This is a genomic window from Phocaeicola plebeius (genome assembly GCF_003437535.1).
GTDB classification, from domain to species: Bacteria; Bacteroidota; Bacteroidia; order Bacteroidales; family Bacteroidaceae; genus Phocaeicola; species Phocaeicola plebeius_A.
In genome coordinates, this window is the sequence record NZ_QSQT01000003.1 from 151,599 (window position 1) to 165,660 (window position 14,062).

Sequence of the window (14,062 nt, forward strand, 5' to 3'; positions counted from 1 at the left end):
CCTATGAGTCGCGTGTTTAGTGAAGAGCTGGTAAATTCCGTAGCGAAGGAAATGAAAGTGGCCGACTTGGCCAATGCCACCATAGGGGATGTGTTGCTGGTAGCTTCCCGCCTGGAAGAACTGACAGGTATTCCTTTTATCCGGATGGATCAGGGTTCTCCTGGTCTTCCGGCCAATAAAATAGGTATTGAGGCAGAGAAGAAAGCTCTCGATAGAGGAGTCGGTTCGCAATATCCGGCAGCTGCCGGAGTGGCAGAACTGAAACAGGCTGCTTCACGTTTCGTGAAAGCCTTTATCGATATTGATATTTCTCCGCGGTCATGTCTGCCTACTACCGGTTCTGTGGCAGCATCTTTCGGTGCTTTTATCGCCTGTACCCAGCGAATCCCGGGAAAGAATAAGGTCTTGTTCATTGATCCGGGTTTCCCGATACAGAAATCTCAGTTGCGCATTTTAGGCATTGAGTGGGAGTTGTTCGACATTCATGATTTCCGTGGCGAACCGCTGCGTGCCAAACTGGAAAGTTTCCTGTCGAAGGGAGATATTGCCGCTGTGGTATATTCTAACCCTAATAATCCGGCATGGATTTGTCTGGAAGAAAGTGAGTTGAAGATTATCGGAGAATTGGCTACGCAGTACGATGTGATTGTGCTGGAAGACCAGGCTTATTTCTGCATGGACTTCCGTCATGCGTTTGGCCGTCCCTATCAGCCGCCTTTTGTACCTACGGTCGCACGTTATACCGATAATTATATTCTGATGTTGTCGGCATCCAAGATTTTCAGCTATGCCGGCCAGCGTATAGCTTTAGCCTGCGTGTCCGATAAATTGTTTGATACGCAGTATCCGGCACTGGCAGCCCGTTATGAAGACTCAGGTGTATTCGGGCCGACTTTCATTGCTTCTATCATGTATATGATTACTTCCGGTTGCACGGCTACTACCCAGTATGCCATGGCCGAAATGTTGGAGAAATCCATTTCAGGAGAAATCAACTTTGTAGAAGATGTGCGCGAGTATGAACGTCGGGCACGCCGGATGAAGCAGATTTTCACCGACCACGGTTTCTCGATTGTGTATGATAAGGATGTCACTCAGCAGGTGGGCGATGGCTTCTTCTTTACCTTGGGATACCCCGGACTGACAGGAGGCGAATTGCTGCGTGAATTGATGATGTATGGGGTGAGCAGTATTTCCTTGTCTACCACCGGAAGTGAACAGCAAGGAGTGAGAGCCTGTACGTCGCGCATGCGTGAAGAACTTTATCCGGTGCTGGAGGAACGTATGAAAGCATTCCAGGCCGACCATCCGCTGAAATAAGGAATCACAAAACTACTACTGAAATAAAGAAAAACACAGCTTATGATTTGGAATCCGAACAAAGAATGTATGCCGCGTGAACAGATGCGCGAGCTGCAAGGAAAACGCTTATGCAAACTGGTGCAGTATGTGTACCATAATGTACCTTTCTATCGTCATAAAATGCAGGAAATGGACCTGACTCCAGATGATATCCGGAGCATAGACGATATTACCAAACTGCCTTTTACTACCAAACAGGATTTACGTGACAATTATCCTTACGGACTGATGGCGGCTCCTCCTTCAGAGGTGGTGCGTGTACATGCTTCTTCCGGTACAACGGGTAATCCTACGATTGTGGGCTATACACGTCGTGATTTGTCCATCTGGTCGGAAGTGATGTCACGCTGCTTGTCGGCATACGGGGTGACCCGTGACGATACTTTCTCCGTAAGCTATGGCTATGGATTATTTACCGGAGGATTGGGCGCACATTATGGAGTAGAGAACTTAGGAGCTACCGTAATTCCGGCTTCTACAGGAAATACGGAAAAGCATGTACGTTTGATTCGCGATTTGCACATCACGGGTATTGCCTGTACCCCTTCGTATGCCTTGTATCTGGCAGAGGTGGTAGAAAAGATGGGTATCCGTAAAGAGAAATTAGGACTGCGCATCGGTGCGTTTGGAGCAGAACCTTGGACGGAAAACATGCGTCAGGAAATACAGAACCGTTTGGGCTTGAAGGGATACAATATTTATGGACTAAGTGAGATTATGGGTCCGGGTGTATCTTACGAATGTCAGGAACAGTTTGGCTCTCATATCAACGAAGACCATTTCTATCCGGAAATTATCGATCCGGTTACCCTGGAATCCCTTCCGTACGGCACACAGGGAGAACTGGTGTTTACCACATTGACCAAAGAAGGTATGCCGCTGTTGCGTTACCGCACGAAGGACCTGACTTCGCTGATTGCTGACCCATGTCCGTGTGGCCGTACCAGTGTGCGTATGACGCCGATTATGGGCCGAAGCGATGATATGCTGATTATCCGTGGTATCAATGTCTTCCCGTCTCAGGTAGAAAGTGTTATCTTGGGCATGAAGGAATTCGAGCCGCAATATATGCTGGTGGTAGACCGCAAGAACAACCTGGATACTCTGGAAGTGCAGGTAGAAGTGCGTCGTGACTTCTTCAGTGACGACATCGGTTCCATGTTGAAGTTGAAGAAAACACTGTCCGACCGCTTGAAGAGTGTATTGTCCATCAGTGCCGATGTGAAACTGGTAGAACCGAACAGCATTACCCGTAGCGAAGGGAAGTCCAAGCGTGTGATAGATAAACGAGTATTGGTATAACTAAAGCAAAAAACTATGATAATTAAGCAATTGTCTGTTTTCTTGGAAAACAAGACCGGAAGAATCAATGATGTAGTGCATACTTTGGGAGCAAACGGTATTAATATGCATGCTTTCAGTATGGCTGAGACAGCCGATTTCGGTATTCTGCGACTGATTGTGTCCGATGTGGACAAGGCGGTAGAAGTATTGCGTGAAAAGAATTTTGCCGTGATGTCGACCGATGTGGTTTGTCTTTCGTGTGCCAATGTGCCCGGCTCGTTGGCTGTGGTATTGGAATACTTGGCCGAAGAGCAGATTTTCATTGAGTATATGTATGCGTTTGCACAAGCCGATCAGGCTCATGTGGTTATCAAGCCGAATGACATGTCACAATGTCTGAAAGTGCTTGAGGCACATCATTGTCATGTGTTGGCAAAAGAAGAATTGTAAATTCTATATGCAAATTCCCCCGTCACGGTTTTAGGTTGGCGGGGGAATTTTTATTGTTAGAATAAGCTCCATGAAACGGTCAGACCTGCCATGACGATGGCTACCATGCTCATCAGTTTAATCAGGATGTTCAGGCTGGGACCGGAGGTATCTTTAAACGGGTCCCCTACCGTATCGCCTACGACTGTGGCCCGGTGTACTTCACTGCCTTTCCCGCCAAAGTTTCCTTCTTCCACGTATTTCTTGGCATTGTCCCAGGCACCTCCGGAATTGGCCATGAAAATCGCTAAAATGAAACCTGAGGAAAGTCCTCCTATCAGCAGACCGATGACGCCCGGCACACCAAACAGCAGACCTGTCACAATGGGGGCGATGATGGCCAGCAGTGACGGGAATACCATTTCTTTTTGTGCACCAAGAGTGGAAATCTGTACACAGCGTGCGTAGTCAGGTTCAGTCTTTCCTTCCAGAATACCTTTGATTTCACGGAACTGCCGGCGTACTTCCTCTACCATGTGGGCAGCTGCTCTTCCTACAGCATTCATGGTCAGTCCGCAGAACAGAAAGGCCATCATGCTACCGATAAACATTCCCGAAAGTACCTTGGGATTCATAAGCGTGACATCGTAGAACATCATGAAGTCCGTGAATCCGGCTTCCCGAATCATTACTTCCAGTCCGTTGGGAAGTTCCAGTACGGTGGTACCGATACGTTCCAGGCCGATGCGTATTTCTTCAATATAAGAAGCCAGTAGTGCCAGTCCGGTCAGGGCGGCAGAACCGATGGCGAAACCTTTACCCGTAGCGGCTGTGGTATTGCCCAGTGAATCCAATGCATCCGTGCGTTTACGGACTTCTGCTCCCAAACCACTCATCTCCGCATTACCGCCGGCATTGTCGGCAATCGGCCCGTAGGCATCCGTGGCTAATGTGATGCCCAAAGTGGACAGCATACCCACGGCAGCAATACCGATGCCATAAAGTCCCATGCTGATGTTGGTAAAATCGAAACCAGAGGCCAGCCAGTAGGACAGGATGATGCCGGTTACAACTGCAATGACCGGAATCGTAGTCGATACCATTCCTAATCCGATACCCGAAATGATGACGGTAGCCGGACCTGTCTTTCCGCTTTCCGCCAGTTTTTGAGTAGGCTTGTAGGATTGGGAAGTGTAGAATTCAGTAGACTGTCCGATGACGATACCCACAATCAGTCCGATGACTACAGCCAGTGAAATATACAGCCAGTTATCAATTTGTAGTACCCAAAGAATGCTAAAGGTGGCGATGACAATCAATCCCGCACTGAGGTTGGTGCCTGTAGATAAAGCCTTGAGCAATTCCCTCATGCCTGCATTTTCTTTGGTACGTACGGCAAAAATACCGATGATGGACAAGATGATACCTACGGCTGCAATCAGCATCGGAGCGATGACGGCTTTAAACTGCATGGCGGTATCTCCCGTGCCGACATAGGCGGCAGCTCCCAGGGCAGCGGTAGCCAGAATCGAGCCGCAGTAGGATTCGTAGAGGTCGGCTCCCATTCCGGCTACATCACCTACGTTATCGCCTACATTGTCGGCAATCGTAGCCGGGTTGCGCGGGTCGTCTTCCGGAATGCCCGCTTCTACTTTCCCCACCAGGTCAGCTCCCACATCGGCCGCCTTGGTATAAATACCTCCTCCTACACGGGCAAACAAAGCCTGGGTGGAGGCGCCCATTCCAAAAGTCAGCATCGTGGTGGTGATGACACACAACTTGGCAGTGGGATTCAATGCATCTTCCGGAATACAGAAATCCAACAGCAGGTACCAGAAAGAAATATCAAACAATCCCAGTCCTACGACCACAAGTCCCATAACCGCTCCACTGCGAAATGCTACCTTCAATCCTTTGTTCAGAGAGTTGCGTGCGGCATTTGCCGTACGTGCAGAGGCATACGTAGCGGTTTTCATGCCTAAATAACCTGACAGACCGGAGAAAAAGCCTCCTGTGAGGAATGCTACGGGTACCCACGGATTTTGCAAGTTGAACCCATAGGCCATGATGGCAAACAAGGCAGCCAGTCCGATAAATACAAGGGTAACTATTTTATATTGCTGTTTCAGGTAAGACATGGCTCCTTTCCGGACATACGATGCAATGCGTGCCATGGTGGGGGTACCTTCGCTTTCCTGCTTCATTTGCCGGTAGAAGTATCCGGCAAGTGCCAATGCCAGCAGCGATGCCGCCGGGACCAGCCAGAATAGATATGTTTCCATAATACAGTTGAATAAGAGTTTCTCCAAACTTACAAAAAATCCCGAAGAAAACGAATAAAATGCGGGAGATTCTACTGGCAGAAAAGGCGGATAATTGGGCTTTTATGTGATGGCTCTGTTTTTTTCTAAGTTCGGTAAGTTTATTCGGAAACTTTTCAAGGTTTTTTTATGTTTCCCGTCGCGGAACCGTATGTTTTCCGTTCGGGAACCCTACGTTTTTGCGACGGGAAACATAGGGTTTGCAGTAGGAAAACGTAGAAAACGAACAAGAAAAATAGCAAGAATATGCAGGTAATTTTCAATTTAAGGATAATGACGTGTCAAAAAGTTTTCCGGAATGCGGTAAAAACCAGCCCTCTGTTATAAAGGGATGAGGTTTTGTGGCAGATTGTTGTTTTTTATTTAATACAAGTGTGATATTGTGAGATATTTTCAATATATTTGCGCACGAAGTTATAAAAGATTGTTCAGATGATTTACGACATGGAAATGCAGAAGACGTTCTATGCGTCGTATGCAGAAAAAGTAGAAAAGGCCCGTAAGAAACTGGGGCGTGCCATGACTTTGGCTGAAAAAATATTGTATGCACATTTATACGACGAAAACACGATGGCTGCTTTCCGTCGGGGGGAAGAGTATGTTAACTTCCGTCCGGACCGCGTAGCCATGCAGGATGCGACGGCCCAGATGGCGCTGCTGCAGTTTATGAATGCGGGAAAATCCGTTTCAGCTGTTCCTGCTACCGTACATTGTGACCATTTGATTCAAGCATATAAAGGAGTGGAAGAGGATTTGCCTTCTGCTTGCACTACTAATAAAGAGGTATACGATTTTCTGAAAAGTGTGGCTTCGAAGTACGGCATCGGCTTCTGGAAACCGGGAGCAGGTATCATTCATCAGGTCGTACTTGAGAACTATGCGTTTCCGGGTGGCATGATGGTGGGAACCGACTCACACACCCCGAATGCCGGTGGATTGGGTATGATTGCCATTGGCGTGGGCGGTGCCGACGCAGTGGACGTAATGACCGGTATGGAATGGGAATTGAAGATGCCGAAACTGATTGGTGTGAAGCTGACCGGTGCGTTGAACGGATGGGCTTCACCAAAAGATGTGATTTTGAAACTGGCAGGTATTCTCACCGTGAAGGGAGGAACGAATGCCATTATTGAATATTTCGGAGAGGGAACCCGCTCGTTGTCTGCTACCGGAAAGGCTACTATCTGTAACATGGGAGCTGAGGTGGGAGCTACGACTTCTGTTTTCCCTTATGATGAGGAGATGAAGCGCTACCTCTGCGCTACCGGACGTGAGGATATTGCCGAACTGGCTGAGGCTAATGCGGCCGATTTGCGGGCAGATGCGGAAGTGGCACAGCAGCCGGAGAAATATTACGACCGTTTGATTGAAATCGACCTTTCTGCACTGGAACCGTATGTGAACGGACCGTTTACGCCCGATGCAGCTTGTCCGGTATCGGAATTTGCTGCCCGTGTGAAGAAGGAAGGGTTCCCGCAGAAGATGGAAGTGGGATTGATTGGTTCTTGTACCAACTCTTCTTATCAGGATTTGAGTCGTGCAGCTTCGGTAGCCCGTCAGGTAAAGGCAAAAGGTTTGAAGATGCAGGCTTCGCTGATTATCAATCCGGGTTCGGAACAGGTATATTGCACGGCTCAGCGCGACGGCATGATTGAGGACTTGAAGAGCATCGGCGGTGTGGTGATGACCAATGCCTGCGGTCCTTGTATCGGACAGTGGAAGCGTGTGACTGACGATCCGCTTCGGGCTAATTCTATCGTGACTTCGTTCAACCGTAACTTTGCCAAGCGTGCCGATGGCAATCCGAACACACATGCGTTCATTGCTTCACCGGAAATGGCTGTGGCGTTTGCCATTGCGGGCGACCTGTGCTTTAATCCGCTGACGGATACACTGAAGAATGAGAAGGGAGAAGAGGTCAGACTTGATTCGCCGACGGGGGAAACACTGCCGCTGAAAGGATTTACAGTAGATGACAATGGCTATGTGGCTCCTTCGGCCGACGGAGGAAAGGTGGAAGTGACCATTCAGCCGGACTCACAGCGCTTGCAGAAACTGGAACCGTTTGCTGCATGGAATGGAGAAGACTTCATGGAACTTCCGCTGCTGATTAAGACGCAGGGAAAATGTACTACCGACCACATCTCTATGGCCGGACCATGGTTGCGCTTCCGCGGACACCTGGAAAATATTTCCGATAATATGCTGATGGGGGCTGTCAATGCATTCAACGGTAAGACTAACTGCGTATGGAATCAGTTGACTGGCGAATATGAAGCCGTTTCGGCAGTGGCCAAGCAGTACAAGGCAAAGGGCATGGGCTCTATCGTAGTGGCAGAAGAAAACTACGGAGAGGGTTCCAGTCGTGAACATGCCGCCATGGAACCGCGCTTTCTGAACGTGCGGGTAATCCTGGCCAAGAGTTTTGCCCGTATTCATGAAACAAACTTGAAGAAACAGGGTATGCTGGCACTGACTTTTGCCGACAAGAACGATTACGACAAGGTGCGTGAGCACGACCGGATTTCTATCTTGGGGTTGCAACGCTTTGCTCCGGGTAAACCGTTGCATGCCGTATTGACGCACGAAGACGGCACGACAGAAACATTCGAAGTGCTTCATACCTATAATGAAATGCAAATTAACTGGTTTAAGGCCGGTTCAGCCTTGAACACCTTTAAAAAATGAGAGAAATGAGCAATAAGATGTATATGCAGGACGGGAAACTGGTGGTTCCCGATCACGTAGTGATTCCTTTTATCGAAGGGGATGGAGTAGGAGCAGAAATCACTCCGGTTTGTCAGAAAATTGTCAATACAGCAGTAGAGCTGGCTTACGTAGGCAAGCGCCGCATTGAATGGAAAGAGGTGCTGGCTGGTGGAAAGGCTTTTGAGCAGACTGGTGAATGGTTGCCGGAGGCTACGCTGGAAGCATTCAAGGAATATCTGGTAGGTATCAAAGGTCCGTTGACCACTCCGGTGGGCGGTGGTATCCGTTCGCTGAATGTGGCATTGCGTCAGACGCTTGATTTGTATGTCTGCCTGCGTCCGGTACGCTGGTTCAAAGGAGTCGTTTCTCCGGTGAAAGAGCCGCACAAGGTGAACATGCACATTTTCCGTGAAAATACGGAAGACATTTATGCGGGTATCGAATGGGAACAAGGTACACCGGAAGCACAGAAATTCTATGCTTTCCTTCGTGATGAGATGGGTGTGACTAAGGTACGTTTCCCGGAAACCTCTTCATTTGGTGTGAAACCTGTGTCAAAGGAAGGTACCCAGCGACTGGTGCGTGCAGCCATTGAATACGCGTTGCAACACGGCTTGCCGTCAGTAACACTGGTGCACAAGGGAAATATCATGAAGTTTACGGAAGGAGGTTTCAAGCGCTGGGGATACGAAGTGGCTGAAACTGAGTTCAAGGACCAGACTTTCACCATGAACGAATATGACCGCTTGAAGAAAGAGTTGGGTGAAGAGTCTGCCAAGGCTGCCGTAGCCAAAGCCATCAACGATGGAAAAGTGGTGGTGAAGGATTGCATTGCAGATGCTTTCCTGCAAAATACCCTGCTCATTCCGGAAGAATATTCGGTCATTGCTACGCTGAACCTGAACGGTGATTATGTGTCCGACCAGCTGGCAGCCATGGTGGGCGGTATCGGTATCGCACCGGGAGCCAACATCAATTACAAGAGCGGACATGCCATCTTTGAAGCGACTCACGGCACGGCACCGAACATTGCCGGAAAGAATGTGGTGAATCCGTGTTCCTTGCTGCTCTCTTCTGTCATGATGCTGGAGTACATGGGCTGGAAAGAAGCTGCCCAACTGATTGTGAATGCCTTGGAGAAAGCTTTCTCGAAAGGAGAGGCTACTCATGATTTGGCGCGTTTTATGCCGAATGGCCACGCGTTGGGCACGAATGAATTTGGACAGAAAATCATTTCTTTGCTGTAATAGTCGGAGGATTTTCTTGTCGGAGTGTTTTTAATGGATAAAAAGAGAAGTTTATGAAGAAAGAATATATAGTTTACAAACTTTCCGAGTGTGCCAAGCAGGCATGCCGCATCGACAATGAACTGTTCACGAAATACAATGTAAAGCGGGGGCTGCGTAACGAAGATGGTACGGGTGTGCTCGTGGGACTGACAAAGATTGGTAATGTGGTGGGCTATGAACGTACCGACCAGGGATTGAAGGCTATTCCGGGCAAGTTGTTCTATCGCGGATACGATTTGGATGACATTGCTCATGCCTTGCTGCGCGAGAAGCGTTTCGGCTTTGAGGAAGTGGCTTACCTGTTGTTGTCGGGTGAACTTCCGGACAGCGAACAACTGGCTTCGTTCAAGGAGCTCATCAATGACAACATGCCGCTGGACAAGAAGACGACCATGAACATTATCGATCTGGAAGGGCAGAACATCATGAACATCCTGGCACGTAGTGTGCTCGAAATGTACACGTTCGACCCGAATCCGGATGATATTTCACGCGACAACCTGATGCGTCAGTCCATCGAACTGATTTCAAAGTTCCCGACCATCATTGCGTATGCGTATAGCATCTATCGTCACAGCATACATGGACGTTCGCTGCACATTCGCCATCCGCACGAGAATCTGTCGCTGGCCGAAAACTTCCTTTACATGATTAAGAAAGAATACACTCCACTGGAAGCGCGTATGCTCGACTTGCTGCTGGTGCTTCAGGCAGAGCATGGAGGTGGTAATAACTCAACATTTACCGTACGTGTCACCAGCTCTACTCGCACGGATACGTATTCTAGCATTGCAGCCGGAATCGGTTCGTTGAAAGGTCCTCTGCACGGAGGTGCCAACATTCAGGTGGTCAAGATGTTCCATCACTTGAAAGAGGTGATTTCTGACTGGACGAATGTAGACGAAATCGATACTTATCTGACCCGCATGCTGAACAAGGAAGCCTACGATGGCAGTGGATTGATTTACGGTATCGGTCATGCGGTGTACACGATTTCCGATCCGCGTGCCGTATTGCTGAAGGAACTGGCTGGTGAATTGGTGGCAGAAAAGGGATGTGAGAAAGAATTTGCTTTCCTTGAACTCCTGGAACAGCGTGCCATTGAATGCTTCAAGAAAGTGAAAGGAACCAAGAAGCAGGTTTGCTCGAATGTGGATTTCTATTCAGGCTTTATCTACGAACTGATGGGTTTGCCGCATGAAATCTATACGCCGCTGTTTGCCATGGCCCGTATTGTGGGATGGACGGCACACCGTATTGAGGAACTGAACTTCGAAGGTCGTCGCATTATCCGTCCGGCGTACAAGAACGTACTGGAGGAAGTGGACTACAAGCCGATTGGAGAAAGATAAAAGTTCAAGTGATTTTATATGGAGGAAGCGACAGAAACCCGATAATGAGGTATCTGCCGCTTCTTTTCTTTTTAGGAATGTCGGCTAAATTGTGTACCTTTGCGGCGTTTTTATCGTAAAATCAGAAAATATGAATAGCTTGAAAGGTTTTTTCTATGGGATTGCCACTTCGGTAACATTTGGTTTGATACCCTTGTTTACGCTGCCTTTGATGCAGAAAGGGATGGTGTTTGATTCGATTCTTTTTTATCGTTTTCTCTTTGCCACCTTTGCATTGGGTGCCATGATGAAAATAAAGAAGGAGTCATTTCGTATAGAAAGCCGTGATATTCCGATGTTTCTTTTGTTGGGACTGCTGTACACAGGATCAGCTATGTTCCTGTTCTGGGGATATGGATTTATGGGAGCCGGGGTAGCCACGACACTTCATTTTACCTATCCCGTATTTGTGACCTTGCTGATGTTGGTCTTGTTCCGTGAGAAAGCTTCCTGGGTAACGTGGGTAGCTATTCTGCTGGCAATATATGGCGTATCTGAACTTTCGTTGAAGGGAGATGAGTTGTCGGCCGATGCGACGGGAGTGATTATTGTCCTGCTTTCAGCCGTATGTTATGCGGGCTACATTGTAGCAGTCAATAAATCAAGATTGCGTGACATGAGCGGACGGAAATTAGCTTTTTACGTATTTATCGTAAGTACGGTGCTGTTTGCCATAAAAGCGTTGACCAATCAGGGAATACAGCCTGTGCCGGATGCAGTTTCAATCGGTAATCTGTTCTTGCTGGCGGTGGTGCCTACTGTTATTTCCAATATTACCTTGGTCTTGGCCGTACAGAATATTGGTGGAACAATGACTTCGGTATTGGGAGCCATGGAGCCAGTGACGGCCGTATGTATCGGTGCCTTGATTTTTGGGGAAGAGTTTACCATGCAGGAAGGCTGGGGAATATTCCTTATCTTGGTGGCCGTTACCTTAATTGTGCTGACCCGGACCATCCAGAAAAGTTTGTCGACGGTAGTACGCAAAATTCGTCCGCGTCATGCTTGACACGGACGAACCTTGCGGTGGGAAAATCACGATTTCCCGTATAGTTTGTTGATAAGGTCGTTTCGACCGATTTTCCGTAATTCGTTGATAATGGCCTTCCGTTCCTCAGGTTTATACCAGAAGAAGAACATGCGCTGGGCAAGTTTTTCACGAGGGGTCTTGGCCGAGAATACCGGTTCCAATGTGTAGGGATGTACGCCTGTGTACCATGCTTCCGTAGAGACGGTCATGGGAGTAGGCGTAAAGTCCTGTACCTGCTCCAGATGGAAGTCCAGTTTCTTGGTGATGACCGCCAGTTCGGCCATGTCCTCTTCCGTACAGCCAGGGTGACTGCTGATGAAGTAGGGGATAATCTGTTGCCTTAATCCCGCTTCTTTGTTGATTTTGTCAAAGATACGCTTGAACTCGTAGAACTGCTCGAACGGTGGCTTGCGCATCAGGTATAGCACTTTGTCACTGGTATGTTCCGGAGCTACTTTCAGTCGTCCGCTTACGTGACGTGTAATCAGTTCGCGAGTATATTCCTTGGTACTCTGGTTGGTCTTTGCATCTTTACTCTGATGCAGAAGCAGGTCGTAACGCACTCCACTACCGATAAAGCTTTTCTTGATACCCGGCAAACTGTCTACTGCATGGTATATCTCTAATAACGGCTGGTGGTCGGTATTCAGGTTCGGGCAGACTTTAGGATGGATGCACGACGGACGTTTGCAGCGACGGCAAAGAGCCGTATCTTTTCCACCCATTTGGTACATGTTGGCCGAGGGACCTCCCAAATCACTCAGATACCCTTTGAAGTCAGGCATTTCAGCGATGGCTTTCACTTCCTTGAGAATACTTTCCTTGCTTCGGCTGACAATGAACTTTCCCTGATGAGCCGAGATGGTACAGAAAGCACATCCGCCAAAGCATCCGCGGTGGATGTTGACAGAGAACTTGATCATTTCATAAGCCGGAATCCGCTTGTTTTTGTATTTAGGATGCGGAAGGCGGGTGTAAGGCAGGTCGAACGACATGTCCAGCTCTCCTTGCGTCATGGGAGGATAAGGTGGATTGGTTACCACCGTCTGCTTTCCTACCTGCTGAAGGATGCGGGCTGCCGCATAGCGGTTGGATTCTTCCTCAATATGTCGGAAGTTCTGTGCCTGCTTTTTCTTATCCTTCAGGCATTCTTCATGCGAATAGAGTGTCAGGTCGCCTTGGCCGTTCGGATTTTCTGGCAGAGCGGCTACCTCTTTCTGTGAAATCAGGTAGGCTGTTTGTGGAATGTCGTGCGGCAAGTCTCCAGCATGAACTTCTCCTTTTACTTCAAGCAAGCGCTCGCTCAGTTCTGTAATGGGTTTTTCTCCCATTCCGTAAATAAGCAGGTCGGCTCCTGATTCTACCAAGATGGAAGGACGTAATTTCTCTTCCCAATAATCATAGTGCGTCAGGCGTCGAAGAGAGGCTTCGATACCGCCTAAAACCACCGGTACGTCAGGGTACAGTTTTTTCAGAATCTGCGTATAGACAATGCTGGGATATTCCGGGCGCATGTCATGGCGTCCGTCGGGCGTATAGGCATCTTCGCTTCTCAGCCGTCGGTTGGCCGTATACTTGTTGACCATGCTGTCCATACATCCGGCAGATACGCCGAAGAACAGTCTTGGTCTTCCCAGTTTCTTGAAGTCGCGCAGGTCATCGCGCCAGTTGGGCTGGGGGATGATGGCTACTTTCAGTCCTTTGGCTTCAAGCATTCGTCCGATGACGGCAGCACCGAAAGAAGGATGGTCCACGTACGCATCTCCACTGAAGATGATGACGTCAAGTTCGTTCCATCCCCTCAGTTCAGCCTCTTTCTTGGTAGTAGGCAACCAGTCGGTCAGCTTGTATTCTTTCAAGGCGTTTCTTTAATTGTGGTTTTCTTCAGTTTCTTCTTGTTCCTCTTTCTCTTCTTTTTCTCTTTCCCATTTGATATAAAGAAGGATGAGCTGGTGTAAGCCGAACGCTTTCATGTTGTTGTGATAAATCACGTCAATGCACAGGTCGAGCAAGTCCTTGCTGTTTTCTTCCATGGACGCAATGAGCGAACGGATGTTCAGTTTCAGTTTGTCGAGCACGGTTTCGTCCACAATTCCGTTGCTGTCAATAAGCTGTTGGAAGAGCGAATATTTTTCAATGGTTTCCAGATGCTTTTCAGAAATTTCCATGCTGCGTGTGCCGGAAGCGTTGGTCTGTATGGTATACATAATATGATAATTTTAAAGTTTATGTAACAAAGGTATTTTT

At 48.3% G+C, this 14,062-nt stretch carries 10 protein-coding genes; 7 read left to right on the top strand and 3 right to left on the bottom strand.

Annotated features, from left to right (window positions below):
- The first annotated feature begins 3 nt into the window (after nucleotides 1–3).
- Genes DXD04_RS02910 through DXD04_RS02920 form a run of 3 tightly spaced genes read left to right on the top strand, consistent with a single transcriptional unit; the run spans nucleotide 4 to nucleotide 3,096 of the window.
- Nucleotides 4–1,320 carry an aminotransferase class I/II-fold pyridoxal phosphate-dependent enzyme gene (locus tag DXD04_RS02910; protein WP_117670699.1) on the top strand — a complete coding sequence of 439 codons (1,317 nt, stop codon included), beginning with the start codon at nucleotides 4–6 and terminating at the stop codon, nucleotides 1,318–1,320.
- A gap of 42 nt (nucleotides 1,321–1,362) precedes the next feature.
- Nucleotides 1,363–2,664 carry a phenylacetate--CoA ligase family protein gene (locus DXD04_RS02915; RefSeq protein ID WP_117670701.1) on the top strand — a complete coding sequence of 434 codons (1,302 nt, stop codon included), beginning with the start codon at nucleotides 1,363–1,365 and terminating at the stop codon, nucleotides 2,662–2,664.
- A 15-nt stretch (nucleotides 2,665–2,679) separates the two neighbouring features.
- Nucleotides 2,680–3,096, top strand: a complete 417-nt coding sequence (locus DXD04_RS02920; RefSeq protein ID WP_117670703.1) for an amino acid-binding protein — start codon at nucleotides 2,680–2,682, stop codon at nucleotides 3,094–3,096.
- Between the two features lie 56 nt (nucleotides 3,097–3,152).
- On the opposite strand, the gene DXD04_RS02925 is transcribed toward DXD04_RS02920, so the two are convergent.
- Nucleotides 3,153–5,357 carry a sodium-translocating pyrophosphatase gene (locus tag DXD04_RS02925; RefSeq protein WP_117670705.1) on the bottom strand — a complete coding sequence of 735 codons (2,205 nt, stop codon included), beginning with the start codon at nucleotides 5,355–5,357 and terminating at the stop codon, nucleotides 3,153–3,155.
- A gap of 471 nt (nucleotides 5,358–5,828) precedes the next feature.
- Between DXD04_RS02925 and DXD04_RS02930 the strand changes: the two genes are divergently transcribed.
- The 4 genes from DXD04_RS02930 (at nucleotide 5,829) to DXD04_RS02945 (ending at nucleotide 11,794) form a co-directional block, all read left to right on the top strand.
- Complete coding sequence (locus DXD04_RS02930; protein ID WP_117670707.1) at nucleotides 5,829–8,084, top strand: aconitate hydratase; 2,256 nt, start codon at nucleotides 5,829–5,831, stop codon at nucleotides 8,082–8,084.
- Nucleotides 8,081–9,352, top strand: coding sequence for an NADP-dependent isocitrate dehydrogenase (gene icd / locus DXD04_RS02935; protein ID WP_177298350.1), 1,272 nt, complete (start codon nucleotides 8,081–8,083; stop codon nucleotides 9,350–9,352). Before DXD04_RS02930 ends, icd begins: the two co-directional genes overlap by 4 nt.
- Before the next feature lie 53 nt (nucleotides 9,353–9,405).
- The gene (locus tag DXD04_RS02940) at nucleotides 9,406–10,746 is read left to right on the top strand and encodes a citrate/2-methylcitrate synthase (protein WP_007561217.1); all 1,341 of its coding nucleotides are present in this window, start codon (nucleotides 9,406–9,408) and stop codon (nucleotides 10,744–10,746) included.
- A gap of 130 nt (nucleotides 10,747–10,876) precedes the next feature.
- A complete protein-coding gene (locus tag DXD04_RS02945) occupies nucleotides 10,877–11,794 on the top strand; it encodes a DMT family transporter (RefSeq protein ID WP_117670709.1) in 918 nt (305 codons plus the stop codon).
- A 26-nt stretch (nucleotides 11,795–11,820) separates the two neighbouring features.
- On the opposite strand, the gene DXD04_RS02950 is transcribed toward DXD04_RS02945, so the two are convergent.
- Both DXD04_RS02950 and DXD04_RS02955 read right to left on the bottom strand, forming a co-directional pair.
- Nucleotides 11,821–13,674 (bottom strand): YgiQ family radical SAM protein, encoded by a 1,854-nt coding sequence (locus DXD04_RS02950; RefSeq protein ID WP_117670710.1) that lies wholly within the window; start codon nucleotides 13,672–13,674, stop codon nucleotides 11,821–11,823.
- A 9-nt stretch (nucleotides 13,675–13,683) separates the two neighbouring features.
- Nucleotides 13,684–14,022, bottom strand: coding sequence for a hypothetical protein (locus tag DXD04_RS02955; protein ID WP_007561228.1), 339 nt, complete (start codon nucleotides 14,020–14,022; stop codon nucleotides 13,684–13,686).
- Nucleotides 14,023–14,062 lie beyond the last annotated feature (40 nt).